33 protein-coding genes are annotated in these 24,900 nt (G+C 67.9%); 26 read left to right on the top strand and 7 right to left on the bottom strand.

Translation table 11 applies throughout. The annotated features are described in order from the left end of the window. Nucleotides 1-274 precede the first annotated feature (274 nt). The 26 genes from AC3E6M_RS08200 (at nucleotide 275) to AC3E6M_RS08075 (ending at nucleotide 19,325) form a co-directional block, all read left to right on the top strand. Nucleotides 275-1,498, top strand: a complete 1,224-nt coding sequence (locus AC3E6M_RS08200; protein ID WP_490529627.1) for a tyrosine-type recombinase/integrase — start codon at nucleotides 275-277, stop codon at nucleotides 1,496-1,498. Between the two features lie 61 nt (nucleotides 1,499-1,559). Continuing rightward, nucleotides 1,560-1,781, top strand: coding sequence for a helix-turn-helix domain-containing protein (locus tag AC3E6M_RS08195; protein ID WP_490529626.1), 222 nt, complete (start codon nucleotides 1,560-1,562; stop codon nucleotides 1,779-1,781). Continuing rightward, a complete protein-coding gene (locus AC3E6M_RS08190) occupies nucleotides 1,778-1,996 on the top strand; it encodes a hypothetical protein (RefSeq protein ID WP_490529625.1) in 219 nt (72 codons plus the stop codon). The genes AC3E6M_RS08195 and AC3E6M_RS08190 overlap by 4 nt, the downstream gene beginning before the upstream one ends. Nucleotides 1,997-2,110: 114 nt before the next feature. After that, entirely contained in the window at nucleotides 2,111-2,371 is a 261-nt protein-coding gene (locus AC3E6M_RS08185) for a hypothetical protein (protein WP_490529624.1), read from the top strand. Beyond that, nucleotides 2,368-2,523: a hypothetical protein gene (locus AC3E6M_RS08180; protein ID WP_490529623.1), complete on the top strand. Its 156-nt coding sequence runs from the start codon at nucleotides 2,368-2,370 to the stop codon at nucleotides 2,521-2,523. The genes AC3E6M_RS08185 and AC3E6M_RS08180 overlap by 4 nt, the downstream gene beginning before the upstream one ends. Continuing rightward, on the top strand, nucleotides 2,520-2,882 hold the full coding sequence (locus AC3E6M_RS08175; RefSeq protein WP_490529622.1) for a hypothetical protein: 363 nt from the start codon (nucleotides 2,520-2,522) through the stop codon (nucleotides 2,880-2,882). The genes AC3E6M_RS08180 and AC3E6M_RS08175 overlap by 4 nt, the downstream gene beginning before the upstream one ends. A 288-nt stretch (nucleotides 2,883-3,170) precedes the next feature. Further along, on the top strand, nucleotides 3,171-3,446 hold the full coding sequence (locus AC3E6M_RS08170) for a hypothetical protein (protein ID WP_490529620.1): 276 nt from the start codon (nucleotides 3,171-3,173) through the stop codon (nucleotides 3,444-3,446). A gap of 10 nt (nucleotides 3,447-3,456) precedes the next feature. Further along, nucleotides 3,457-3,888 carry a hypothetical protein gene (locus tag AC3E6M_RS08165; protein WP_490529619.1) on the top strand — a complete coding sequence of 144 codons (432 nt, stop codon included), beginning with the start codon at nucleotides 3,457-3,459 and terminating at the stop codon, nucleotides 3,886-3,888. Then, a complete protein-coding gene (locus tag AC3E6M_RS08160; protein ID WP_490529618.1) occupies nucleotides 3,888-4,325 on the top strand; it encodes a hypothetical protein in 438 nt (145 codons plus the stop codon). The genes AC3E6M_RS08165 and AC3E6M_RS08160 overlap by 1 nt, the downstream gene beginning before the upstream one ends. Then, nucleotides 4,322-4,774, top strand: coding sequence for a hypothetical protein (locus tag AC3E6M_RS08155; protein WP_490529617.1), 453 nt, complete (start codon nucleotides 4,322-4,324; stop codon nucleotides 4,772-4,774). Before AC3E6M_RS08160 ends, AC3E6M_RS08155 begins: the two co-directional genes overlap by 4 nt. A gap of 31 nt (nucleotides 4,775-4,805) precedes the next feature. Continuing rightward, nucleotides 4,806-4,991, top strand: a complete 186-nt coding sequence (locus AC3E6M_RS08150) for a hypothetical protein (protein WP_490529616.1) — start codon at nucleotides 4,806-4,808, stop codon at nucleotides 4,989-4,991. Continuing rightward, on the top strand, nucleotides 4,988-5,575 hold the full coding sequence (locus AC3E6M_RS08145) for a phage tail tube protein (RefSeq protein ID WP_490529615.1): 588 nt from the start codon (nucleotides 4,988-4,990) through the stop codon (nucleotides 5,573-5,575). Before AC3E6M_RS08150 ends, AC3E6M_RS08145 begins: the two co-directional genes overlap by 4 nt. Nucleotides 5,576-5,587: 12 nt before the next feature. Beyond that, the gene (locus AC3E6M_RS08140; RefSeq protein WP_490529614.1) at nucleotides 5,588-6,343 is read left to right on the top strand and encodes a phage tail tube protein; all 756 of its coding nucleotides are present in this window, start codon (nucleotides 5,588-5,590) and stop codon (nucleotides 6,341-6,343) included. 50 nt (nucleotides 6,344-6,393) lie between these two features. Further along, nucleotides 6,394-7,086 carry a hypothetical protein gene (locus AC3E6M_RS08135; RefSeq protein WP_490529613.1) on the top strand — a complete coding sequence of 231 codons (693 nt, stop codon included), beginning with the start codon at nucleotides 6,394-6,396 and terminating at the stop codon, nucleotides 7,084-7,086. 284 nt (nucleotides 7,087-7,370) lie between these two features. Continuing rightward, nucleotides 7,371-7,514: a hypothetical protein gene (locus tag AC3E6M_RS08130; RefSeq protein ID WP_490529611.1), complete on the top strand. Its 144-nt coding sequence runs from the start codon at nucleotides 7,371-7,373 to the stop codon at nucleotides 7,512-7,514. Nucleotides 7,515-7,566: 52 nt separating this feature from the next. Further along, nucleotides 7,567-11,658 carry a phage tail tape measure protein gene (locus tag AC3E6M_RS08125; protein WP_490529610.1) on the top strand — a complete coding sequence of 1,364 codons (4,092 nt, stop codon included), beginning with the start codon at nucleotides 7,567-7,569 and terminating at the stop codon, nucleotides 11,656-11,658. Continuing rightward, nucleotides 11,658-12,557 carry a hypothetical protein gene (locus AC3E6M_RS08120; RefSeq protein WP_490529609.1) on the top strand — a complete coding sequence of 300 codons (900 nt, stop codon included), beginning with the start codon at nucleotides 11,658-11,660 and terminating at the stop codon, nucleotides 12,555-12,557. Before AC3E6M_RS08125 ends, AC3E6M_RS08120 begins: the two co-directional genes overlap by 1 nt. Continuing rightward, nucleotides 12,554-14,809: a hypothetical protein gene (locus AC3E6M_RS08115; protein ID WP_490529608.1), complete on the top strand. Its 2,256-nt coding sequence runs from the start codon at nucleotides 12,554-12,556 to the stop codon at nucleotides 14,807-14,809. The genes AC3E6M_RS08120 and AC3E6M_RS08115 overlap by 4 nt, the downstream gene beginning before the upstream one ends. 13 nt (nucleotides 14,810-14,822) lie before the next feature. Further along, nucleotides 14,823-14,957, top strand: a complete 135-nt coding sequence (locus AC3E6M_RS08110) for a hypothetical protein (RefSeq protein ID WP_490529607.1) — start codon at nucleotides 14,823-14,825, stop codon at nucleotides 14,955-14,957. After that, nucleotides 14,954-15,637 carry a hypothetical protein gene (locus AC3E6M_RS08105; protein ID WP_490529606.1) on the top strand — a complete coding sequence of 228 codons (684 nt, stop codon included), beginning with the start codon at nucleotides 14,954-14,956 and terminating at the stop codon, nucleotides 15,635-15,637. Before AC3E6M_RS08110 ends, AC3E6M_RS08105 begins: the two co-directional genes overlap by 4 nt. After that, entirely contained in the window at nucleotides 15,637-16,350 is a 714-nt protein-coding gene (locus tag AC3E6M_RS08100; protein ID WP_490529605.1) for a hypothetical protein, read from the top strand. The genes AC3E6M_RS08105 and AC3E6M_RS08100 overlap by 1 nt, the downstream gene beginning before the upstream one ends. A gap of 64 nt (nucleotides 16,351-16,414) precedes the next feature. Continuing rightward, nucleotides 16,415-16,564: a hypothetical protein gene (locus tag AC3E6M_RS08095; RefSeq protein ID WP_490529604.1), complete on the top strand. Its 150-nt coding sequence runs from the start codon at nucleotides 16,415-16,417 to the stop codon at nucleotides 16,562-16,564. Further along, a complete protein-coding gene (locus tag AC3E6M_RS08090) occupies nucleotides 16,564-17,286 on the top strand; it encodes a hypothetical protein (protein WP_490529603.1) in 723 nt (240 codons plus the stop codon). The genes AC3E6M_RS08095 and AC3E6M_RS08090 overlap by 1 nt, the downstream gene beginning before the upstream one ends. A 41-nt stretch (nucleotides 17,287-17,327) precedes the next feature. Next, entirely contained in the window at nucleotides 17,328-17,732 is a 405-nt protein-coding gene (locus AC3E6M_RS08085) for a hypothetical protein (RefSeq protein ID WP_490529602.1), read from the top strand. 13 nt (nucleotides 17,733-17,745) lie between these two features. Then, entirely contained in the window at nucleotides 17,746-19,029 is a 1,284-nt protein-coding gene (locus AC3E6M_RS08080; RefSeq protein WP_490529601.1) for a hypothetical protein, read from the top strand. A gap of 50 nt (nucleotides 19,030-19,079) precedes the next feature. Beyond that, complete coding sequence (locus AC3E6M_RS08075) at nucleotides 19,080-19,325, top strand: hypothetical protein (protein WP_490529600.1); 246 nt, start codon at nucleotides 19,080-19,082, stop codon at nucleotides 19,323-19,325. Nucleotides 19,326-19,384: 59 nt separating this feature from the next. Here AC3E6M_RS08075 and AC3E6M_RS08070 read toward each other — a convergent pair whose 3' ends face one another. The 7 genes from AC3E6M_RS08070 to AC3E6M_RS08040 are packed head-to-tail and all read right to left on the bottom strand — an operon-like array spanning nucleotide 19,385 to nucleotide 24,887. After that, nucleotides 19,385-19,882, bottom strand: coding sequence for a hypothetical protein (locus tag AC3E6M_RS08070; protein WP_490529599.1), 498 nt, complete (start codon nucleotides 19,880-19,882; stop codon nucleotides 19,385-19,387). Continuing rightward, complete coding sequence (locus AC3E6M_RS08065; protein ID WP_490529598.1) at nucleotides 19,879-20,211, bottom strand: hypothetical protein; 333 nt, start codon at nucleotides 20,209-20,211, stop codon at nucleotides 19,879-19,881. The genes AC3E6M_RS08070 and AC3E6M_RS08065 overlap by 4 nt, the downstream gene beginning before the upstream one ends. Further along, nucleotides 20,208-20,768: a hypothetical protein gene (locus tag AC3E6M_RS08060; RefSeq protein WP_490529597.1), complete on the bottom strand. Its 561-nt coding sequence runs from the start codon at nucleotides 20,766-20,768 to the stop codon at nucleotides 20,208-20,210. The genes AC3E6M_RS08065 and AC3E6M_RS08060 overlap by 4 nt, the downstream gene beginning before the upstream one ends. Beyond that, entirely contained in the window at nucleotides 20,765-21,514 is a 750-nt protein-coding gene (locus tag AC3E6M_RS08055; RefSeq protein ID WP_490529595.1) for a hypothetical protein, read from the bottom strand. The genes AC3E6M_RS08060 and AC3E6M_RS08055 overlap by 4 nt, the downstream gene beginning before the upstream one ends. Next, a complete protein-coding gene (locus tag AC3E6M_RS08050) occupies nucleotides 21,514-21,900 on the bottom strand; it encodes a hypothetical protein (protein WP_156496009.1) in 387 nt (128 codons plus the stop codon). Before AC3E6M_RS08050 ends, AC3E6M_RS08055 begins: the two co-directional genes overlap by 1 nt. Continuing rightward, a complete protein-coding gene (locus AC3E6M_RS08045; protein WP_490529593.1) occupies nucleotides 21,893-22,297 on the bottom strand; it encodes a hypothetical protein in 405 nt (134 codons plus the stop codon). Before AC3E6M_RS08045 ends, AC3E6M_RS08050 begins: the two co-directional genes overlap by 8 nt. Next, nucleotides 22,290-24,887: a bifunctional DNA primase/polymerase gene (locus tag AC3E6M_RS08040; protein ID WP_490529592.1), complete on the bottom strand. Its 2,598-nt coding sequence runs from the start codon at nucleotides 24,885-24,887 to the stop codon at nucleotides 22,290-22,292. Before AC3E6M_RS08040 ends, AC3E6M_RS08045 begins: the two co-directional genes overlap by 8 nt. Nucleotides 24,888-24,900 lie beyond the last annotated feature (13 nt).

Genomic DNA, 24,900 nt, shown 5'->3' with positions numbered 1-24,900 from the left:
GATAACCCGATCCTGACTGGGCCAGGGAATACAAAACCGCCTCTCACCAGTGAAGACCTGATGAGAGGCGGTTTATCGGTGCACCCCCTGGGACTTGAACCCAGAACCCACTGATTAAGAGTTCGATTTGCGTGGGCACGCTCTAAACAGCACTAGGCAGCAAGCCGCGCAATTCCGCGAGTATTGTGCGAAGAGCAACTGATTGAGTAGGCTCGAAACGGCCCTGAATCGCGCTCGCTTGGGCACGTAGAGGGCACGACACGAGAGGACTCTAGTGGTCGCACAGAAGGAGAAGCGCGCCCGCACGGATGCTTGGGGATCCATACGAGCACTCCCCAGCGGCCGCCTGCAGGCGCGGTACATCGGTCCTGACGGAGAGCGCTACACCGCCAAGACGGAGGCGGGCGTCTCCATCACGTTCGGCACGAAGACGGATGCCCGCGCGTGGCTCAACAAGGTACACAAGTCGATCCTCGACGGCACCTGGGAGTCGCCGAGCGAACGCGTCGCGCGCCTCGAGCGTGAGGCCGCGGCATCCAAGGCGCAGCGCTTCGCGACCTACGCCGAGACCTGGGTCAGCCAGCGACGCAATCGGCTCGGGAAGCCCCTCAGCCCGAAGACGCAGTACGACTACCGGCTGCAGGTCAGGGGCGGCCTCGCCCCGTTCGCAGACCTCTCCCTCGCAGAGATCACCCCGGCCCGTGTCCGCGAGTGGCACACCGAGCGCGCGGCGGTGGCCGCCACTGCAGCCGGCAACGAGTCCCGGCTGCTGCGGGCGATTCTCAACACCGCGATCATCGACGAGATCATCACGAAGAACCCCGTCGAGTCAGCGATGGCCATGTCCAAGACCGGCATCAAGCATCGCCCGCCGACGATGGGCGAGCTCCAGAAGATGCTCGAGGCGATCGAGCCGCGCTTCCGGTTCGCGATCATCCTCGCCGCATACGGAGGCAACCGGCTCAGCGAGTGGCGCGCGCTGCGTCGAAGCGACCTGCAGAAGGTCGGCTCGCGGTATCAGGTGCACACCTCCCGCCAGGCTTATCACGTCCCGAAGCAGGGCTGGGTGGTGGAGCCCCTCAAGGACAAGGACCAGGACGCCTCGCGTCTGGTTACCCTGCCCGCCGCGGCGACCGAAGAGGTCGAGGCCCACCTCCAGCGCTTCGTAGAGCGCTCCCCGGCCTCCCTCCTGTTTCCGCCCGGACCCAACTCGGAGTTCCTCCACAACGCTCAGTGGAACGACGCGTGGAACAAGGCCCGGGATGCCGCCGGGCTGCGCGTCGCGAAGGCGGAGGGCGGCTGGGACTACATCTCGCGCGAGCACGACCTCCGCGCGTTCGCCGGCACGATGTACGCACAGGGCGGCGCGACGATCGCGGAAACCATGGAGTTCCTCGGGCACAGCACGACCGCGGCCGCCATGGCCTACCAGAAGACGACCGGCCGCGAGGCGGAGCTGGCCGATCGCATGCCGTTCCCCGCAGCCAAGCGCGCATAGGTGGTGCGCCGAGCGGTCTCATGCGATACCTTGATTGCATGCAAACCGAGAGGACACGTATATGAGCACGACCGCAGAAGCCGAAGCCGCGCCGGCGACCCCGCGCTGGGGCGACATCCAGGACGTCATGGCTCACCTCAAGGTGTCGAAGGACACCGTGAGAAGGATGATCGCCCGCGGCGACATCAAGGCCCGTCGCTTCGGCCCCCGTCTGATCCGCATCGACCTCAACCAGCTCGACGCCTCCAGCGAGCCCGTCGTGCTGACGGAGGAGGCCGCATGAGACTCTCTCCCGGCGACAAGCTGTACGGCTTCTGCAGCGGCTACTTCGGCCGCGACAGCTACGACGACAAGGTCGTCCTCGCGGCCGGCGAGAACCGCGGCGCGCTCTGGATCGTGGCAGTCAACGCCGAGGGGCACATTCTTCTCGCCCAGGGCATGAGCGCCGACGACATCGAGCGCTGGAAGGTCGACGAGATCCCGGAGTGGGAGCTGTGAGACTCGTCTGGGCCATGGACGTCGACACCGCCATCGCCCTGTACGAACTCGTCGGCTCCCCCACGACCGTCGACGGCGATCGGCGGCCCACGGACCACCTGAATGGGGACCAGAATGCCTAAGCCGATCCGATTCGCCGACCGCAGCTTGCCGAACGTCGAGCGCGCTAAGTTCACCACGAGCGACCACCGAGCGCAGATGGGCAAGTCCTCGCTGGTCATCCACTGCCCGTTCTGCCAGGCAAGCATTCTCACCTACCTGTGGAGCCTCGCCGGGGGTGGCAAGCGCTGCGAGTGTGGCGCGCTCTTCGGCAGCGGTGGAGAGGCCTTCCGCTGGGCGCAGGACCACACGATCCGTACCGAGGAGGACCAATGAGCGAGCGCATGTGCCCCTGCGGCAACTGCCACGCGACGTGGGACCGGGCAGTGCTCGACCTGATGCACGGCCCGTCGAAGCTGAGCCGTGACCAGGCGGAAGCGTGGTTCGAAGCGATGATCAACAACCACGGGGACGGGAGCACGACATGAAGATTCAGACGCTAGACGAGGGTCAGATCGTGGTGCGGCTCGACTACCGCAACCTGCCGGATCTGGACATGCTCATGCTCGACGTCTGGCAGCACCTCGACGACGAGACGGGCTACCGATACGGCGATCCGTCCGAGGTCGATGACGCGCCGACGCACTTCGCGGCGCTAGGTGAACCGGAGTGGCAGTGGGCGAAGATCAGCCCGTGCTATTGCGGTGAACACGGCTGGCACTGGGACTCACGGTCCGCCGTGGAGTGGCCGAAGCGCCAGATCGAGGCGGGTCTCGTCGAGGGAGAGCCCGACATGATCGCCGACCGCCCGCGTGGTCGCTTCATCGCATTGGAGTGGTCGCGGTGACCGGACCGAGTGTGCAGGAGCAGGAGCCGGGTTGGGGTGAGGGTGAGAAGCACGCCGACTGCTACTACGGCGAACATGCCTGCGCCCCGACCGTGCAGGAGCACGACCACGCAGAAGGGAAGATCGAGACATGATCGCTCGCCTCGTCTGCTTGCTTCGCGGCCACCGCTGGCGTCCCGCCCGAGATGGCGTATCAGCGCGCGATCTGCCCGGCGGCGGCTGGGCGTTCTCGACGCACGCCATCGAGTGCGCCCGCTGCGGCTCGACGGTCACTATCAGGGAGCGGCGATGACCGCATCCGGGCTCACCCCTGACGTGCGCGCCCGTGCGCAGCAGCTTCTCGCCGACGGGCAGCCCGCCACCTGGGTGCGCGAGGAGCTGGGTCTCAACTCGGATCAGATCTACAACATCTCGAAGGACATCCCGAACCGCGCGGAGCACGTCCTCGCCTGGCAACAGGTCTGGGCGCAGATCCGCCGCAATCCCACGCTCGTCGCTCTGCACCGGGAGTTCAATCCGACAACGAAGAAGGGGAAGGCGATTAGCACGCAATCGCGGTCCTAGACTGCGCCGCATGGCGCCCGCACTCCTTCCCCTGAGCGACCCGACCGAGTGGCCGGAGTCCGCCGTCGCCGTTATCCGCAAGGAGCTGCGCGGCTCGATCGACATCGTCACCCCCGGGGAGCCCGGTTCCTGGAACCCGGATACCGACCGCATCGAAGGTGGCACCCCGGACGAGGTCCTGGTCTACGACCGTCGCGCCCGCATCCGGGAACTCTCCGCGCGCGAGATCGCCACCTCGAGCGACAGCCGCGGCGTCGGCACGCACCGCGTCACGATCGAGATGGAGGTGGGCGACCACCTCATCCCCGACGAAGGCGCGGTCGTCGTCGTCCGTAACGGCGGCCGATCGCAGAAGCTCACCGGTGCGCGCCTCCCGATCACGCACATCAGCGCCTCCACCGACAACGCGCCCTTCCTGTTCCTCACCGTCAAGGAGGGTTGATGCCCTCGTCCTTCTCCTTCGCTGGTTTCGACCCGTCGGCCCTGTTCGCCGGCGTCGAGCTGTACGGTGACGTTCTCCTGGATGAGGCCGCGGGCGAAATGGCCGTCCTCGGCGAGAGCCTGTCTGAGCGCATGCAGGAAGAGCTGCTCCGCGCCGTCACTCGCACTGGTCTCGCGCGCGTCGCCGCGGGCAAGGGCGTCCACGCTGGTCGCTACGAGACTGGCCGCATGCACGACGCGATCGACTTCGACATCGACGTCGACCAGGAAGAGCGCACGGTCACCCTCCGCTGGGGTTGGATCCAGGAGTGGGCGGACTACTTCGCCCTGCAGGAGTGGGGAACCGAGCACATCGAGGCCATCGGCAGCCTCGGCACCACCTACTCCTGGGGCATCTCGCAGCTCCGCGGCATCCTGAGCGGAATGAGCACCCGATGAGCACCGACGGCACCGAAGAGGCCGACTTCATCCTGGGCGGCCAGTGCCTCGGCTCACTCATGGGCGGCCGCGTCTGGGAGGACGCCGTGCCGCAGGGAACCGTCCTCCGAGTGGAGGGCGACGAGGTGCTCCCCTACGCGGTCGTCCACTTCGGCACGCCGATCACGGAGCGCCCGGGCCGCGGCTCCAGTCGAACCCTCACCGCCAGCGAGAACGAACAGCCCCACGTCATGCCGATCACCGTCATGATCTACGCCACCCGCAGCGCCTCCCTCCGTCGCGCGTTCAAGGGCGTCTGGGATCGCCTCATCGGCAAGAAGCCCAGCGCCGGGTCGGGCGAGGTCCGCTCCCTCGGTGGTACTCGCATCACCGAGAGAGACTCCTCCGGCGCAATCGTGCGTCTCGTGCGCGTGATCTACGCAGAAGTTCCCATCGGCCTGAACGGATGATCACCGAGGGCCGGTCTTAGACTCCGCGCCCATGACGAACGACGTGCGGGCCTACCGCAACACCCAGACCGATCTGGTTGGGGACTACGCGGAGGACTTCGCGCGGTTCTTCCCCGACCTCGTGCTCGTCGAAAGCGAGCCCGCCGAGGACACCTCGGACCCCACCTCGTCCGGCGAGGAGCCGGCGCCCACCCCGACCCGGAAGGCCGAGAAGTGAAGCTCCTCCCCGGAAATGAGACCGTCCTCGCCATCCCCGCGTTCCTGAACGCGGCGGGTGTCCCCCAGCTCGTCCACGCCACCAACGGCTCCGTCGCCCCGATCGACGCGCCGACGAAGGCCATCCTGGACAGCTACATCACCAAGACCGCGCCTTCCGCGGCCAACCCGACCCTCGGCGGCAACCTGTCCGGCGCGATCCGCGACGACCTCGCCCTCGGCCTGACCGGTTCGGAGCGCTCCACGTCGCGCACGATCACCTCGGTCGGCCGCAACGAAGCGCTCACGTTCTTCAACTTCCAGGCCAACCTCACGGTCTTCCTCGACGCCGACCGGGCGCTGTCGTCCGCATCGGTGTTCAACCTCGCGCGCATCTCGACGCGCGTGCAGGGCCTCCCCTACGTGCTCGCGCACCGCCTCGGCCGCCGCAACACTGACGCCGCAGTCGTTGGCGAGGACTGGTCCTACTTCTACGCCGAAACCGGCCAGCCGGTTCCCGGCTACGGGGACGGCGATGAGCAGACCATCGCCCTCAACTTCGTGCCCAAGAACATCGTCAACATCGCCGCCGCGCTGGGCGCGTAAGGAGCCGGACCCATGCCCAACGAGAAGATCCTCTCCAACAAGAACGTCGGCTGGTTCATCGGCCCCGAGACCTCCATCCCGTCCTGGGTCGCGCCCACGCTCGCCCAGCTCTCGGCCCTGCTCAACGTCTCGGCCGGCGTCCGCATCGCAGGCACCGACTTCGGCATCCAGGCATCCGAGCAGACCGACGACCGCTCCTTCGCCGACGAGGCGGGCGCGCAGTCGCTCGGGTACCCGAACTTCGGCGGCAACATCTCGACGTTCGTGCCCACCAACGATGACACCACCTCGGCGGAGCGCATCGCCCACAACGCGGTGAAGAAGCCTCGCACCCGCCTCGCGGTGGCGCAGCGCTTCGGCATCGCGCAGGGCCTCGCCCTCGCGGCTGGCCAGGAGATCAACCTCTTCCGTGTCATCACGGACGCCGAGAACCCCGAGCGCCGCCAGACCGGCTACTCGATCACGACCGAGCTCGTGGCGCAGGACGACGTGCTGGTGAACTACATCATCCCGCCCGCCGTCGCCGTTGCCGTCTCGCTCACGGGCACCTCCGGCGGTGTCGTCGGCGGGGCTGGCCTGCTCGGCGCGCTGTACCAGGGCCAGGCGGTCACCGCGGGCGTGAAGTACACGTCCTCGAACCCCGCCGTCGCGGAGGTTCTGCCCAACGGTGTCGTGCTCTTCAAGAGCGCCGGCACCGCGAACATCACGGCGTCCTACCCGGGCGCCACCGACTCGACCCCGAAGGCCATCACCGTCACCGCCTCCTGAGTTAGCACGCAAAGCGCGCTGGCAGGAACACCCTGAGAGAGGAACTCAGAATGACCGAACGTACCCCCGAAGAGATCGCGGCGGAGGCCCAGGAAGGCTTCGATCTCGTTGTCGAAGCCGAAGAGCGCCCCAAGCTCCAGGCCTCCGTCACGATCTTCCTCGACGAGCCCACCGGCAAGCAGCTCGGCGGCACCGAGCCGAGGTTCCGTGTCATCAGCGGCGTCCGGATGCCCGACGGAGAGCGCCGCTGGGGTGTGATCGGCGAGATCGCCGACCTGGCGGAGAAGCGTCAGCGACTCATCAAGGCCGGTGCCTCCGAGGAGGACGCCGAGGTGCTCGACATCGACGAGCGCGTGAACGAGCTTCTGGAGCGAGCTTCGGATCTCCAGCGCAAGCTCGCCAAGTCCGCGCGCACGATCCACCTCCAGGGCCTCCCCCGCGTCATCCTCGATGATGCCCGGGGAAAGGCTCGCGAGCACCTGGCCATCGCCGTCGGCGCAGAGGTCCCCGACGACAAGGCGGAGGCGCTCGAGAAGCGCTACGCCGCTGAAATCCTGTCGCGCGCCGTGACGGGGATCGAGGCTCCCAACGGCGCCAAGGGCCGCCTCCTCGACGTCGACCGCGCCGAGAAGCTGCAGGGTCAGCTCCCCGACTCCGAGTATGCGCGCATCGCGTCGAAGATCAGCGAGCTCCAGTACCAGACCTCGATCGCCGAAGGGGCTGTCGACAACGCGGATTTCTGAGTGAGTACCTGGCTTCCGGGCCGGGGGCCAGGTATCTCCACCTCATCCGCGCGGCCATCACGGCCGGCATCCGGCCCTCCTCGCTGATCTTCCGCACCCAGCCGACCGAGCCGTGGACGGATCGCGACTTCCTCCTCCTCGAGGCCTACCAGATCCTCGAGGATGAGCGCTGCTCCTGCGGCTACCCCGTCTACATCTGCCGCAGCGACGACCCCGACCTGCAGTTCCGCATCAACAAGGTCACCTGTCAGGCCCAGAGCGCCATCGAGCGTGAGCGCGAGCGAATGGGCGACAAGAAGACCCCTGGCCTGGAGATCCGCGCCGAGGCATTCAGCGTGTCCGGCGCGCCGCTGAGCTCCTTCCGACGCCCGTACTACGAAGCCGAAGCCAAACGCCGCCAAGCGATGAACGATGATCGACACCCCTAGACTCCGCGGCCATGAGCGCGCCGATCACTCCTGAGTCCCTGCGGGGAATCTCGTGATCGAGGGCCTCAACCAGGAAGCACAGCTCAAGCTCAAGGTCGTCCTCGACGGCATCCGTGAAGCGCGCCGAGACCTCGACGACCTCGGCGAACAGGTCGACAAGGACCTCCGGAAAGACTTCGAGCGCGCCACCAAGAAGATCGTCGAGATGGAGGAGGCCCTCGACGGCCTCGGCTCCAGCGGCAAGAAGGCCGGCGCGGACGCCGCGGCCGGTGCGAAGACCGCCGACGACGCCTGGAAGAAGGCGCTCAAGACCGCCCGCGACGCTCAGGACGCGTTCGCGAAGAACGCGCAGGGTAAGGTCACCGGCTCTTTCGAGAAGGGCTCCCGGCCGCTCAGCGACTTCGGCGACGCCGAGAAGCAGCGACTCCTCGACATCGACGACGCCTCGCGCGCGAACATCATCGGGGCGATCCGTAAGGAGCGCGCTGAGCGCGACAAGCTCGCGACCGAGACGGTCACCGCCGAGGCGCGCATGGAAGCGGCCATCAACCGCACCGCCGAAGCGGAACGCGCCCGCGCGCGCGCCCGTCGCCGCGCCGACGAGAAGACCGCGTCGCAGTCCTGGGACCAGAATTTCAAGACCCTCAGCGACGACACCGCCAAGACCGAGGCCGAGAACGCGCGCGCGATCAAGGACGCTGCGGCTGCAGAAGCGAAGGCCGAGGCGGCCACCGCCAAGCGGGCCGCCGCCGAGCGTCTGCTGAATCGTCAGCGCATCGCCGCCGAGAATAGGGCGGCCGCCAAAGCGTTCGACGACGAGTTCAAGGCGCTGTCGAACGCGACGGCCGCCGGCTCGAAGCACACCGAGAACCTCATCAGCCAGCGCTACGCGCTCTACGACGTCTCCACCACGGCCACCGTCGCCGGCGTCGGACTGCTCGGACTGGTCACCGCCTACGAGGCTGTCGCGATCGCGCGCCAGCGCGCCTTCGCGGACGTGCGCCGCACGACCGGCTTCGACGTGGACACCGGGCAGATCGGCCAGCTCACGGAGCTCCGCGATCAGCTCGTTGGACTGACCTCCAGCATCCCCGAGAACTTCGGCAAGATCGCCGAGACCGCTGCGGTCGGTGGACAGCTCGGCGTCGCCGCGGATGACGTCGCGAAGTACACCGAGTCCGTCACGAAGTTCTCCACCATCTCGGGTATCGCCGCCGAACAGTCGGGCCTCCGCCTGGGCCGCCTGGTCAACATCCTCGGCCTGAACGCCGACGGCTACGAGCTGCTCGCCCGCTCCATCTCGTTCGCGGGCACGGAGTCCGCGGCCACTGAGGACCAGATCCTCTCGGTCGCCGCTGAAATTGCACCCTACGCGCGCCAGGTCGGCTTCGCGGCGACGGAGACCGTTGGCCTCGCGACCGCGCTCGCCTCCCTCCAGGTCCCGCCGGAGCGCGCCCGCTCGGCGATCCAGGACATGTTCCGCTCCATCGACGGCGCGGTGACCTCGGGTGGCGAGAAGCTGCGCAACTACGCCGCGATCTCGGGCATGACCGTCGACCAGTTCGTCGCGGAATGGAAGTCCCGCCCCTCGGAGGCCCTCCGCGCTTTCACCGAGGGCTTTGCGGGCGTCGACAACGCGACCCTGTCGCTGCGCCAGCTCGGCCTCGACGGTCAGCGTGTCGCGCCCGTGCTTCTGTCGCTGGCCAACAACTCCGACCTCGTGTCGAAGTCGTTCCAGGATGCCGCGGACGGCGTCAACAACGGCTTCCTCGACGAGGCGTTCGCAGTCACCGTCGGCACGGTCGCTGCTCAGATCCAGATCCTCGTCAACGAGCTGGCCAACTTCGCTGATGCCGCGGGCGGACCCACCCTGCAGGCCCTCCTGGGACTCATCGTGGGCGGCCAAAAGGTCCTCCAGGTGCTCACCGCCCTGTCACAGACGCCGCTTGGGCAGTTTCTCGGGATCGTCGTCACCGGCCTCGCCACGCTCCTCGGCGCCCTACTCCTCATCGTCGGCGGGGCGGCCGCCACCGGAGCCTCGCTCCTGGCCCTGCGCACCGCGGTCGCCGGCCTCGACGGCCAGCTTCCCCCGGCGATCGCCAAGGTCGTCAACCTCGGTCTCTCCCTGTTCGGACTGCAGGTTCAGGCCCGACAGGCCGCGCCCGCCCTCGTCGCCACCGGCGTCGGCGGAACGGCCGCGGGCGCGGGACTCGAGCGCGCGGCCATCGGTGCGCGCGCGGCGCGCGTGGCCATCATTGGACTCCTCGGCGCCACCGGCATCGGCCTGCTGCTCACCCTGCTCGGTAGCGCCGCAGCGGAGAGCCTGAACGCGTCCACCTCGCAAGAGCAGCTCTCCGACGCGATGGCCACCACCAACGACGCCACCGGCGAACAGGCCGGGCTCATGCTCGCGGATGCCGACGCGATCCGCGCCGCCGTCGACGCCGCCAACGAGTTCGCACTCTCGCAGGCCGACCTGGAGGGTTCGCTCTTCGCGCTCGGCCAGTCGATGCAGAAGAACGGCCGCAACTTCACCGCCTACAGCACCGGCGGCCGCACGAACATGAAGGCGCTGCAGGACGCCATCCGGTCCGCGACGGCAACCGCGGGTGGCGACGCGCAGCTCCTTGCCAACCTCCTTCTCGGGATCCAGCAGCAGCTCGTGGCCACCGGGGCGAGCTCCGGCGCCATAGAGATGGTTCAGCGTGCAATCGAGGCGACCGGCAAGGCCGCCACCGACGCCACCATCACCTCCAACTCCCTCGCGGTGGGACTGGAGAGCGTCGACGCCTCCTCCCGCAAGGCGAGCAAGGGTGTCAACGAGCTCGGCGAGAAGGTCCGCACCGTCTCGGACTACGCCCGTGACCTCGGCTCCGTCCTCTCCGACTCCGTCACCTTCCGATTCGGCAGCAGCATCGCCTACGACAAGGTGCTCTCGCAGTACAGTCGCATGCGAAAAGAGGCGGCGGACGCCACCAAGTCCGTCGACGACCTGCGCCGCAAGATCCGAGACACCGAAGCGGAGCTGACCGGCCTCGGCGCCGACCGCACCGGCCTGGAATACTCCCTCTCGATCGCGTCCCAGTACGGCGACACGATCCGGGCATCTCAGCTCGCCAGCCAGATCGCGAAAATCGACTCCGACGCCGCGGCAAAGCGGTCCGAGCTGGGCACCCTGAACGGGCAGCTCATCACGGCGCAGGACGCTCTCAACTACTCCCTCGCAGGGAACTCGGAAGCCGCCGTCAACGCGCGGTCGAACGTCATGGCGTTGGTGACCGCCTATCAGGAGTACCTGACCGCGCTCGCAAACAGCGGCATGGGCCAAGAGGAACTGCAGGCCAAGGCGGCGCAGCTCCGCGCAGAGTTCGAGTCGCAGCTCGCACAGATGGGCTACTCCTCGGCCGAAGTGAGCAACGTCTTCTCCCCCGCGTTCCAGGGGTTCAGCGACATCATTGAGCGCTTCCCCCGCAACGTCACCCTCGACGCGAACGTCGACCCCGCCCAGCGCGCCCTCGATGAGTGGCTGGCGAAGAACGCTGAGCACAAAATCGACGTCGACATCGAAGCGGATGCCAACGAGGCGCAGGCGCAGGGAACCCAGGCGGGCGAGGCGCTCGGGCGCGGCGTCCAGGAGGGCATCAAGAAGAGTGGCCGCGATCGAGCCGGCGGCGGAACCTTCACTACCCCGAAGGATGACCCGTGGGGCTACATGGCACGCACGTTCTGGAGCAACCTCTGGAACTGGGACCAGGACCTCAAGAACCCCTTTGCCGGCTTCGCCGACGGCGGCTACACCGGCGACGGTGCGAAATACGACGTCGCCGGACCTGTCCACAAGGGCGAGTTCGTCTTCTCCCAGGAGGCGACCCGCTACTACGGCGTCGACAACCTCGCACGGTGGCACGCCGCCGGACGCTCCGGCGGCGGCTACGCGAACGGCGGCAGCACGGGCAGCAGCGCGGGCAACTTCTTCGGCGCCGGCCCCGGGGGCCTCGGAACCATGCCGGTCTCCCTCACCCAAGACACTGTCGAGCGCATCGCAGACGCCGTCGCGCAGCGCCCGGCGGTCCTCTGGGGTGACGGCCGCGAGCTGGCGAAGACGGCATCCGCTGGCAACGCCAGCATCTCGAGAGGAATCTGATGGGCAGCACCATCTACTTCGGCAACCGCCAAAAGCAGGTCTTCATCCCCGCGCCCGACGTAGGCATGTCCTGGTCCAACGTCAAGCGGTCCAACCTCATCGCCCTCGAGGGCGGCGGGGTCTACGTCGACGACTCCAAGGCGTCCCACCGCGAAGGCGTTGCCGAGTGGTCCACCCAGAACCCCGCGAGCTTCCGGGTCGTCAAGGAGTTCCTCGACGGAGTCTGGGGACCCGGGCCGTTCTACTGGGTCGACCCCTTCGCGGCGGACACCAACCTCCTCTCCCCCGCGTGGGCGACGCCCGGGATCATCGCCGACGGCGACTGGCCCGACATCTACACCACCCCCCGAATCAGCACGCCCACCGCCACCCCTGGCCTACTCGGACTCCCCACGCGTACGGTGACCTACGCCCCGACGAACCTGAGCACGGAGGCAACGCCGACGCGCCGATTCACCATCCTCATCCCGCCCGGCTACCAGCTCGCCTTCGGATGCCATGGCTGGCAGACGGGCTCGGGCGTCGTCGCCCTTCGGGCCACCATGGCCGACGGCACCCAAGCGACGACCACGTTCGCCCCCGTCGAGACTTTCGGCACGCTCTCCCTCCAGGCCACGAACCTCTTCGCCTACTCCGCCGGACACCGCCTGGTCGACATCTTCCTCGCCCGCACAGACGCCACCAACTCCACGATCTCCCTCGCCGCCATGCGAGCAATCATCGTCCCCGAGGGTGCGACGATCGTCGCGGAAAATCAGCCCTTCGTGTCGGGGGAAGGAGCGGGGGGTCTGCGCTTCGCAGGCGGAATCAACGAAACGCTCAACTACGCACCCCGTGATCCGTCCCTGCGATCCAAGGGCTTCTCGGTGAAGCTCGTTGAGATCGGGGACTGGGGATGAAGGCCACCAACGCGGGTAGCGGCAGCTTCGGCGTCATCGAGGACTGGTCGGTTACGGAGACGGTCACTCCGATCGTTGTCAGCGACACCACCACCTCCATCGGTGACGCAACCCTGAGCGTCACCCGTAACGCGGACACCGACCTCATGGACGGCAACCGCCTCGGCCTGGAGCATCCCGTCCCGGGGTTCGACATCGCGCTTCCGGTCACCGTGAACCGCGTCGGGATGACTAGCCCCGCCCAGGCCAGTCTCAACGCGGACTCCGCCTTCGGGGCCTTCATCTCGAGCCGGATGCAGATTCCCGGCATCGAAACCGGCCTGCCCCTCAGCGCTCTCGACGTCGCATGTCAGGCCGCGGGCATCACTCGGCAGACCGGCCCCAACGTGACCGACGATTACTGGTCCCTGCAGGGTCACACGGTCGGCGTCTCCAGCTCGGGTGACATCCTCCAGCCCGAAACTGTGGACCGCACCCTGATCTCCGCGAACGGGTCGCCCGACTACGCCAGCGAGGGCGGCGAGACGGTCCTTTACCAGGAGATCAGCCGCCACGTCGCGGCCGACAACTGGACGCCCGCAGGACTTCCGCGCCGCGTGATCGGCGGAACGATCCAACATCGGCGCGAGCGGACCTACATCAAGTTCACGATCGCCCCGTTCTCGGCGATCGCCTCGGCGAGCTTCTCAGTGGCCTTCGGGCCCAGCTTCCGCAAGATCGGGGACACCTACAACGTCGCCAACCCCACCACCGTCACGGTCACCGCCTCCCTCACCACCAACACCGGCGCCCTGACGGCCTCGATCATCCACCAGGATTCCGCGGCAGCCACCCAGACCGCCACGGCCACCACCGGCCAGATCGCACCCCTGGCGCGCACTCGACCGGTCACGGTCTGCATCGAGATCACCGCCGTCGACGGCGCGCTCCGCGTCCGGGTGGCGGGCATCTCGAGCGCCGGCTCCTCTGCCACCATCACCGCAACCTCGGCACCCCTGGCTGGCGAGCTCGCCACGCTCTACTCGAAGCAGTGGGTCATTCAGCAGGCCAACGCGGGGCAAGGTATCCGCGATCTCGTGGTTGCACGATCGACGTCCGACCGGTGGGCATCCTGGATCAGCGCCGACTACGCCCTCGGGCCCGCAGTGACCGTCGATGCTGGAGCCACCTTCCCCGCCGGGTCGCCGATCGCCCCATTCGACGGCGAACTGTGGGACTACGTCAAGCAGGTCTGCTCCGCACGCGGGGTCGAGCTCGCATCCACTCCTGCCGGGATCATCGCGCGCCGCCCCGGTACACGCACGATCGACCTCGCGCACCGCGCAAGCGCCAGCCGCGCCATCTCCGGCGCTTCGGCCGCGCGTGCAGTGGTCGTTACCAATCACCGCACGAAGGCCCTCGACATCGTCGGCGCCGAGGCCTGGCGGGCGACGTCGATCTACTCTGTCGATGTCGGCCAGACGACCATCGTCAACCTGCCGGTGCCGAAGGGCGTCCGCTTCCTCGCATCCCCGCGACCCTGGTACAACACCAAGGTCGCCCGCGGTGTCATCATCCAGCAGCCGCAATACCTCGACGGGTACGCCGAACTCGAGGCTGGCACCGCGGGGCGGTACTACATCACGGCGCAGGACGGCTACCCGGTCAGCCCCGTCCAGTGGACCAACTACGGCGGCCGCCTCACCGTCTCCGTCGTCGATGGCGTCGCCACGATGAAGCTCACGGGACCCAGCCGAGCAATTCCGGGCGTGGCGGGCCCATTCCGCATTGGCGAGTCGAGCAACAGCAGCGATTACGCGGTGCTCCGCCTGTTCGGAACGGGCGTGTCGACCAAGCCGACCGACGTCACGCTCCCCTCCGGCGCGAGTCCGCGCGAAACCCGGGTCGAGACCGGCAGCACCGTCACCAATATCGCGATCGGCAACATCGGCGAGGTCTACAACGCCGCCGCCTGGGTCGCCCAGCGCACCTCCGGCCCCTCCGTCACACTCACCGCTCGGATGCCCATGGGCGCCCTCGGCGGGTGGGCCGTGGCGCCCGGCTCCCTCATCACCTGGGAGGGCAACGTCTTCCGCGTCGACAGCGTCTCGTACGCGAGCGGTCTGGGCACGCTGACCTGCTCTAAACTCACCCGCCTCAGCGACATGCCTGGGACGAACCGCACGCTCGCGCAGTACGCCTCGGACTACTCGGGGCTGACCTGCCACGACTACGCGATCCGCCCGCTCGCCCTTACTGCCCCCGCTGTCTGACCCAGGAGGAACCGTGGCACTCAAAGGAGCCAACGCCAATCTCGGACCCGAATCGAAGGAGTGGGAGCGCAAGCTCGAGGAAGTCATCGTGGACTACGAGCGCCGCATCATCGCGCTCGAGCTCCAGCTCCAGGCGGTGACTCGATGATCACACTCCCCAACGGCGTCAAGGTCCCGGACGCGCAGGATCTCGTCGACCCGGCCAAGCTCATGCAGGACGTGGCCAAGTCCTTCTCTGACGCGATCGGCGGTCTCGGAGTCGGCAAGCGGCAGCCGAAGAGCTACACCGTCGCCAATCAGACGGAGAAGACGGATCTCGCCACCACCACCCCGCCCATCAACGGCGACGAGGTCTTCGTGGAGGACACCGCGTGGTGGGAGATGTATGACGGCGCGGCCTGGAAGGTCGTCCGCACGACGAGGCCGATCGCCTGGCCCCTCGCCCACACTGGAATCAACAACGGCAACGGCGCCTCGAACTTCTTCTACAGCGTATCGGGCGACATGATCACCCTCACCGGCAGCTTCACCCTCGGTAGCTCGACGACGATGCCCGCCGGCGGCTCGAGCGCCCGTCTAGTGCTCCCGTTCCCTACGTGGATCAACGGCTCGGTGTCCATCATCGGAACCTGCTCCGCCTACGACGCCTCGACCGGTAACCACTATTCCGGGGCGGTGGTCGGCACGGGAACCAGCCCATTCACGCAAGCGGCGACCATGTTCGACACCGCCACCACGGCCGCGCTGGCCTACCTCCAGTCCGACCAGCCGTTCGTCTGGGCCGCGCCCGACGTGCTCAGCCTCAATCTGCGGTGGCGGCGGGGCTAATGGGCAGCATCCTCCCCAACGCGGTCTGGCTTCCGGGGCCGGAAGACCCGATCGACTGGCACATCACCGCATCCATCATGGGTGCGGCCGCAGATGCCGCACTGTCCGGCCGAAGCGACGGCGCACGCACGCGCCGCAGGTTCGTGGCCACGGCCAGCGACGTCGACGCCGTGAAGGCCATCGAGGGCCTTGCCCCGGGCGATCAGATCTACCGAAGCGACACTCGCGTCATCGAGACTCTTGAATCGACGGGGTGGCGTGTCACGAGAACATTCGTCGCTCTGAGCTTCACTCCTGACTGGGCCACCGACAGCGGCCAGACCTTCCGACCGGGAAACGGGCAGCAGGCGTGGTGCTACTGGGTGGACGGCAAGGTCATCACCGTGTCGGGCGTTCTCGTGTTCGGCTCGACCACCGACTTCGGAAGCAACGGGTACGGCCCGTTTCTGCCCAATGTCCCGGGCTACCCCGCAGGCCGCCTCCTCACGACGAGCTTATGGGGAGCCGGCGAGGCGATCGCCCAGATCAGCGGCGGCCTCTACCGCGGCACTGTCACAAGTGCGCCCCTGCCCTCCCCGTTGAGCACCCCTCGCCACCAGCTCATCTTCCGCAACACTCAGCGCCAGACCCGATGGATGGGGCCCACCTTCCCTGCCACGTGGGGGCAGAACTCCGTGCTCTCCGTTACATACCAGTACGAGACCACGGCCTAGGGAAGCGCGGTTCGTTTCCAGCCACCCCTAGACTCCGCGCCGCACGGACAGGAGAGGAAACAAGATGGCTGACCCCGCGGAGTACGCAGACTCCACGCTGATCGCGACACTGCAGGCGACCGGCGCCCCGCGCATCCTCACGACGCGACTGGACGGCGAGGTCGTCTACGTGGCTCTGGATGAGGCCGGTCAGCTCGTCGAGGTGGCGCTCTAATGCCCGCGCTTCCCTGGTCGCAAGCCGTCGACATCGGCCTTGGCCGTGGCCGACTCGCGCCGGCAGCCGCGGCGTCGCTCGCGCGCGTCGACCGGGACATGCGCTCGGCGTTCGGCCGCGCCGCAGACATCAACGAGGCCTGGCGGTCCCCCGAGGATGCCGACAAGAACTACGCGGCCTACCTCCGCTACCTGCGTGGCGGCCCCTGGGCTCCCATCGCCCTCCCTGGCGACAAGTCCGTTCACTGCTTCGGCTTCGCTGTCGACACCGACGACACCTCCGATGCGCAGATGCGCATCTGGAACGACCACGGGTGGTTCTGGACCGTCTACCGCGACGGAAAGCTCGTCGAGCGGTGGCACCTCGAATACTTCCCCGAACGCGACAACCACCGCAACGAAAGCATCGGCCAGGCGGCCACCGACACGTCCGAGGAGGACGACATGCGCATCATCTACAGCCAGCACCTCGACCGAGAGTTCCTGATCGGGGACGGCGGGATCACCCACCTCACCGGCGGCGCCAGCAAGGCCCTCAACGCCATCGGAATCTCCGGAAACCGGTTCATCAATCAGCTCGGCAAGGACGACTTCCGCATGGCAGTCGAAGCCCACGGCCTCAGCTACGAGCAGACCCGACTCCTTCCTGTAGGCAAGCGTCTCCTCGACGACGGCCGCGTCCTCGACGCCGGCAACGTGCCGTGGGGCCCCCGCTGGGCTTGACGTGACTCACGCTCGCCGCTGACCAAGAAACGACACGCCCAATGACCGACGCGCCCGACAACGGCTCCGTCCGCATCCCGCCCCAGCAGGTCTACGCGGAGGTCCTCACGATGAAGGACTCCATCGCGGGCCTCATGGGACTGATCGAGCGCCACATCGCTCTGCAGGAACAGACGAACGGCAGCGTCCGCGAGGACGTGAAGGAGCTGGACGGCCGCGTCGACGGGCATGATTCCGACATCGTCGGGATCAAGACGCGGCTGACCAGCATCGACCTGGACATCCTCGTGCTCAAGGAGGCGTCCTCGAAGAAGGAGGCGCGCCGCGCACCCTGGTATTCCATCGTCGGCGCGGTCGGCGTGATCGTCACCGGCGCCATCCTCCTTCTCAACACGATCGCCCAGTACCAGCAGCAGATCGCTCTCCTGGAGCGCATCGCCCCTTGACCGAGAGGTGCCCATGACGGAGCACTACAAGGCTCGCCCCGACGTCCTGGAGCTCGAAGAGTTCCACGACGCCCTCATTAACCCGGACGAGAAGCGCGACGCCATCGCCGAGCGCTTCAACGTCTCGGCCGGGTTCGTCTCGAAGTACCGCGACCTCGCGCGCGCCGGGAAGTACCCGGGCCGCGAGAACGCCGCGGCCGCGCCCAGTGAGTCCAGCTCCAGCACGACGAACTCCGACGGCACGAAGCGCCTGGAGTTCATCCGCAACCGCCCCGTCGACATCAACGACGCTCGCGACCTCATCCGACAGTCCGGCGACAACCCGGACCTGTTCAACATCTCGATCCGCGCGATCGCGTACGGCGACGACAAGAGCTCGAACAAGATCGCCGCCTGGTCCAAGACCGGCACCGAGCTGCTCATCGACAAGCTCCCCCTGCCGGAGCTGTACCGCGAGGCCGAGAAGCGCATCCGCGACATCCGCCCCGTCGCGCCGGCTGCGCGCGGCACCGTCGTCGTGGTCGCCGACCCGCAGATCGGCAAGACCGGACGCCGCGGCGGCACCCCCGAGCTCCTCGAGCGCCTCGACGTCATCCGCGGCCGCCTGGACGCCGAGCTCGGCGCGCGCAGGCCCCAGCGCATCCTCGTGCTCGACCTGGGCGACGGCATCGAGAACTTCGAGTCCGGGGGCAACCCCATGTTCACCAACGACCTCTCCCTCCCCGACCAACTCGACTGCTACGCGACCGAGATGTGGAAGTTCGTCCGCCTGGCTCACGAACATGCCGAGACGGAGGTGGGCGTGGTCACCTCGAATCACTCCGCCTGGCGCAAGGGCAAGCAGCTCCTCGGCAAGCCCACGGACGACTTCGGCGTCTTCACCCACAAGCAGCTCCGCAAGCTCGCCGCCGAGGCCGGCATCTCCGTCAACTGGCACTTCCCCTCGGAGTGGGACGAGTCCATCTGCGTCGACTTCATGGGCACGCCCATCGGCGCAGTCCACGGCTCGCAGTTCAACCCCAGCGGCGCGATCGCCTGGTGGGAAAAGCAGGCGTTCGGTTCCCAGGCCGTTACCAAGGCCGACGTCCTCGTCACCGGCCACTACCACACGTACGGCGCCGGCGTGGCGGGCGAGAACCCCTTCACTGGCCGCGAGCGAATGTGGCTCGGCGCCCCCACGGTGGACAACGGCTCCGACCACTACCGCCTCACCGCCGGCCGCGACTCGCGCCCCGGCCTGATGATCTTCGACGTCACCGAGCATGGCTTCGACCTGGGAAGCCTCAAGCTCCTCTGACGAGCTCTAGACTCCGCGGCCGTCAGCCCAGCCCCAGCGAAAGAGAGAGCATGAGCATCCCCAAGATCAACCTCGAGCAGGTCATCCCCGACGGCAAGGTCCGCCAGCGCATCTACCAGGGCTTCGCGGGCCTGGGTCTCGCGCTCGGCGCCGCGGCCGTCGGCTACGGCGTCATCCCCGGCGTCGACCTCCCGACGCCCCTCACCGTCGCCAACGCGGTGTACGTCTTCCTCGCCGGATCGGGCTTCCTCGTGGCCCAGGCGAACACCCCGACCGAGACCTACGCGGGCGAGTAACCCGCACGAGAAGGCCCCCGGCTCGCTGAGCTCGGGGGCCTTCTCATTTGCGTGCTATCTCACGCCGCCGGCGCGAACGTCGAGACCGGCACGGCGGCAGGTCGAGTTCGGGGCGGCCAGAAGCGCCGCACCGTCGGCCGATGCTGCCGAGCCTTGAGGAACGCGATCGCGTGGCGTGCCGAGTCGGTCGCGTGCGGCTGGCCGACGAACCAGAGCTGGTGCGCCTTGAGGAGGTCGTCCGGCGCGTTCGCCTTCGCCGTGTTCCGCTGCCCGGCGATCGGGATGCCCTCCACGCCGAACCGCGCGTCGAGCGCTCCCTCCACGCGCAGGGGCGTGACGTTCGGCCGCTCGGTGCGCTTGTCGTCGATGAACAGCTCGGTCACGATCTCATCGGGCCACTCACGCTCGTCGAGCCACCGCTTCGCGAAGACCCCGACCCCACGGAGGCCCCCGCCGATCTGCCCGTGCTCGAGGAGCTGCAGCGGGGTCACAGGGTCGTAGTACCAGAGCGACCATCCGGTCGTCTCCCCCGGGTCGAAGGCGAGGAGGCGGGTCACTCTGGTGCCGCCCGCCGATAGCCGAGCGCGATCGACAGTTCGCCGTAGGCCTGGCGGTGATCGTCGTTGTTGCAGCCCCAATGGAGCTTGTCGAATGCGCCCTCGACGGCGGCATGCTCGACGCGCCCGAGGATCAACCCGAGCCGGTCGTGCAGCTTGCCAGCCTCCTCAAGCGTCAGGCGCGCCCAGTGATTCCGCACGCCGTCGAACATCAGCCAGACCCACGGTTCCGGCCAGATGTGCGAGTCGCTGTCGACGTCGACGGAAAGCGTGCCCTGCCCACCCATGGCGAGGGGGATCTCCTCGTTGGTGCGGTCCTCGAGGCTCACCGCAAGTCCTCCTTGACCGGCACGTGACGGCGGGACGGGTCCTTGATGCGGCGGCGCTCGAGCCACGCGCGGACGGTCATGTCTTCGACGGCGATGAGCTCGTCGAGCGCGTCGTCGTCCGGCCCTCCTTCGATGACTTCGGCGAGGCGGTGGGCGACCAGGCGCCAGTGCTGGCCCTCGGAGCGCTTGCTTCGCGAGCCACCGACGGGCCAGTTCGGGTGCCCTTCGAGCATGAGCAGAACGCGGATGACCATGGCGCGGTAGTTCACGGTTCGCCTGTACGCCTCGGCCGATACGGCGGGGTCTTCGGCGCGCACCTTGATCTCTCCGTCGACGCGGATGAGGGCGTGGTTGAGGGTCGTCCAGGTGCGCTCGATGACCCGCGGGTGCAGGAACGGGCTCCGGTACGAGGTCGTCTGGTAGAAGTCCTCACTCACCTCGTCGTGGAACGCGTCGTCCGAGAGGGCGAGGAGTCGCTCCCACTCTCGCGGTGCCGGATCTACCGGGACGGGGAGCAGGATGGCGGGGGCGAACTCGGGGGCGGGTGCGAGTGTCATGCAGATTCTCCTTCTGTTGGGTGTTCGGTAGCGGATGCCTTGGCCTTCTTCACGGGCTTCGGCGGTTTCGGTGCGATCATGTCGAGCCACTGCTCGAGGCCGAGCGGCGGACTGAGCCCCTCGACCTTCTCCCACGCGCGCGGCTTGCGCGGATCCTTCTGCGTGGTGCGCCACTCTCGGCCGAGGATCGGGTCGTAGGTGTGTGCGCCCTTGAAGTCAGAGGTGGGCTTCTTTCCCTCCCGATGCTTGCGCTCCCACGTTCCCTGCAGTGCGAGCATCTGGCCGCCGGCGCGCTTCGCTGCCTGGATGACGATGGTCTCCAGGTCGTGCTCCTCGAAGCGGATGTCCCCGGCGAGGTGCGGGTCGTCATCGCCTTCATCGCTGTCGGCGGCGTACAGCACCGCGGGGACGTGGACGATGGACCGCGAGATCTCCACTTCCCAGCCGTGACCGAGGAGTCGCCGGGCGAGCGTGCCTACGGCCCCTGACGCGGCAGCCGGGTCCTCCAGCTCGTGCGCGAACTCGACGACTTCGATCGTGGTGGTGGCATCGGAGGACTTGTCGCGCTCCTTCGCCTCCTTCTGCGCCCTCTTCTCGGCGCGGTAGGCGCGGACACGGTCGTAGACCCGCTGCAGCTCGTCCGGGTCCATTGGATACCGGGGCTTCGTTCTCCCGCCCGCGGCGTCCAGCTCGACGTCGGACTCCTCGACCTCGGCGAGACCGACCGGTACGGCCATGGCGTCCATCAGTAGAACCTCACGGAAGGAGCCGGCGTGGGCTCCTTGACGAGCGGCTCGATGGCCACCAGCCGCACCTCAGCGCCCATCACAGCGCTCAACCACCGCTCCTCGGTGACGACGCCCGGATGCGTCGACGGCGCGGTGAGGCAGGCTTCCAGGGCTCCTCGCACCGACTCCAGCCGATCGACGTTCTCGGGGCGGATGTAGACGAACTCGCACATGAAGTCCGGCACAGCGCCGAACGCCAGCACGCGCGCGGGCCCAGCGGCGGCCGCCGGCGACGGCAGGATCTTGAACGGCAGGTTGAGTGAGGCCTTCGCCTCGCGCAGCAGTGCGTCGCGCCCCTCGACCCACACCGGGGGGAAGATCGGGAGCGGTCGGACCTCAGACATCGCCGACCTCGATTCGCGCGCGGCCGCGGCGTACCTGGGAGCGGACGGATGCCACGGGCACGTCGAAGATGCGCGCAAGCATGAGCTCACTCGTGCCGGCGTTGACGATCCGGGTGGTCAGGACGTCGTTGGTCTCGTTGCGGTCACGGAGAGCGAGGTCTTCGAGGATCCAGGTGAGCGTCTCGGGGTTGAATCGGCCGCCGGTGGAGTCCTTCTTCGTCACGAGCCGCCGGACTTCGTGCATCCCCGCCCCACTGATCGCCGAGATCTGGGCGAGGGACCACAGTCCGTGCGACCCCAGGATCTCCACGGCGCGCGCACGGCGGTCCGGCTGCAGTCGATCGACGCGCCGGTAGATTTCGTCGGCCTCTTTCGCGGCCTTCCAGTGATTAGCCACCGGTCACCACTCCTTTCGCGATGAGCGTCGTCTTCGTTCCGTCCATCCAGGTCGCGCGTCCTTGCGCGATGAGTTCTTCGATGAGGTCGAGCACGTCGCGCCTTCGGTTGCGGAAGCGCGGGAGCCCGTGGATCTGCTGCAGGAGCATCACGCCGCCGTTGTCGAGCACGGCGCGCTCGATCATGTTGACCTCGCGGGTGCGGAAGCTCTCGTCGGTGGCCTCGACCATGGTGAGGATGTTGGTGGCCCACTCCTCCGCCTGCTCGAGCGCGATCAGAAGGTCCCCCAGCTCGATGCGGGATCGTCCGCGCGAGAGCGCGACGAGAGCGGCGCAGCGGAGGATGGTCTCGTTGAGGCGGCGGAAGGTGGGCCGGAGCCTATCGGCGTAGGGGCCGTGGTGCCCGATGCGGGCGAGGTCGGACACGAACGTCCTGTGCCTGTCGATGACCTCGCGCGGCATCTTCATCCGCACGGGCTTGTTGTCCTGCCGGGCGACCTTCATCACGGCGGATCCGAACTCGGCCGCCCACTGCTGGTACATCTGCTTGCCGCTGCTGACGGCTTCCTCGTCGTCGAGGTCCTCCTCGCCGACCCAGTCGCCGGCCATGGTGGCGATCGAGTCGTCGGGCGCGTCGCCGATGGCCCAGACGAATCGGTTGAGGAAGCCGGATTCCCAGTCCTCGGGGCCCATCACGTCGGCCATGCCCTGCGGGGTGCCCATGAGCGAGACGGTCAGGTAGGAGCGAGCGTCCTTCCCGGAGATGTCGGCGTTGGTGTTGCGGAAGACCTTGCCAACCTCGCCGTCGTAGACGGCGGTGATGATCCCGGGGAGCTCGCTGAAATTGCCGGGGCGTCGCCAGATCGGGATCTTGGTGTGTGCCTCGTCGAGGTTGAACCACGTCGACTTCCCATCCAGCTCGATGAGGGTCTTCGGGAGGGAGTCGTTGGTGTGGTTGCCGCCGATGTCGGGGCTGTCGGCCGCGAGGTAATAGGCGCGCATGATCTGTTTGATCGCGCGCAGCGCCTCGGACTTTCCCGAGGTGGTGCGTCCAACGGTGCAGGTGTAGAGGTTGAGGGGGCGGTCCATCGCGCCCTTCTTCGGGAGCACCCCCTTGGATCCGAAGACGATGGAGAGCACGACCCAGCGGTTCATCCGGTAGTAGGGCAGGTTGACGGTGGAGAACGTCTTCTGTGCCCACTCGATGAAGCGGGCGCCGAACCAGTCGTGAGCTTCGGCGACCTCGCGCTCCTCGGGCGTGAGGAAGGAGAGTCGTTTCGGTGCGGCGGGCTGGACGACGGGCATCTCCACGACAGCAGCGGGCTCGTCGACGGTCGGGGCGGGGCCCGCTTTGGCGGCATCCACCTCGGCCCAGAGTTCGTCGATCGTGAGGGCCTTGCCGTGGGGGTCGTCGATGACCATGCCGCCGAACATCGTCGGCGCGGCCTTCGCGGCCCCGGAGTGCCAGACGAGGGTGGCCACTTCCGTCTCGTTCACCCCGGCGGCCAGGAGCGCGTCCATCATCGCGCGCCGATGCGAGGGGGCGAGGTCGGGCTCCGGGGCGTGCGCCCAGACGGCGACGAACGGGTGCCCGTCGATCGCCGGGTAGGGCATGTGCATGGGGAAGCCGGTCCACTCCAGCAGCGGCCGCGAGACGGCGGGGGGCTCCTCGTACTGCCCCTCCGTCGCACGGATCATCGACTGCCACTGCACCTCGAGGTCGGACGCGCCGCCCTGCGAGTCGTCGAGCGGCGTGTGCTGGAAGAGCAGGTCGCGCGCGGCGTCGAAGGTGAGCGCGTACGCGTTGGAGCGAGCGATGCGGGCGAGCCACCCGGCGGCGCGGACGACGGTGTCGTGCCAGCCCGAGCCGGGGGTGTGGACGTCGGGGAGTTCCTGCAGCATCGAGACGATTGCACGCAATTTGCGCTCCTCGTCGGCGGATGCCACCGCGGGGATCTCCCCGTCCCACTGCCGAGAGCCGTGCGAGTGTTCGGCGTCGGGGAGGCGGAAGTAGTCCACCCACGCCTCGGGGAGGTACTCGAGGTCGTCGATGTGGGGCGGCCCGTCCATCGGCGCACCCTCGGCGTCGTACCAGGCGTACGGCGCTCCATCGGCGTCGGGGTTCGTGGAAGGCCAGACGAGGCTGTAGCGATGCCGGGCCTGGATGATGTCGATGTCGTCGGCGGCCTTGCCGACGAGTTCGATCGGCTCGTGCAGGAGGAAGAAGTATTGCCGGGCGGGCGAGTCGATCCCGCGCGACGTCGAGGAGGGAGTGCCGGGCAGCGGCCCGAGCTTCGCTTCCAGCTCCGCGAGCTGGGCGTCGCCCTTCTTGTCGCCGTACGCGTCGATGTCGAGGCGGACCTCGAGGGGACCTGCGCGTAGGGCGGTGTTCGCCGTCTCGGCGGGCTGGGTGTACCACTGCCCGTCTTCCTGGAAGCGGAAGCCGCTCTGGGCCCATTCCGCGACCTTCTCCGGTGTGACGGTGCCGTTGCGGCCAGTGGCGCCGACGGGGACGGGTCGCTTCGCGCGCACTGGCATCGGCAGGAAGCCGCGCTCGAGGTAGAGGTCGGCGACCGTGTTATAGCCCGTCACGTAGTTCGTCGCC

Source organism: Microbacterium sp. SCPM-O-B-15248 (M128) (assembly GCF_058214835.1).
Note: the sequence above shows the minus strand (reverse complement) of the source record. Positions and strands in the feature narration are given on the sequence as shown.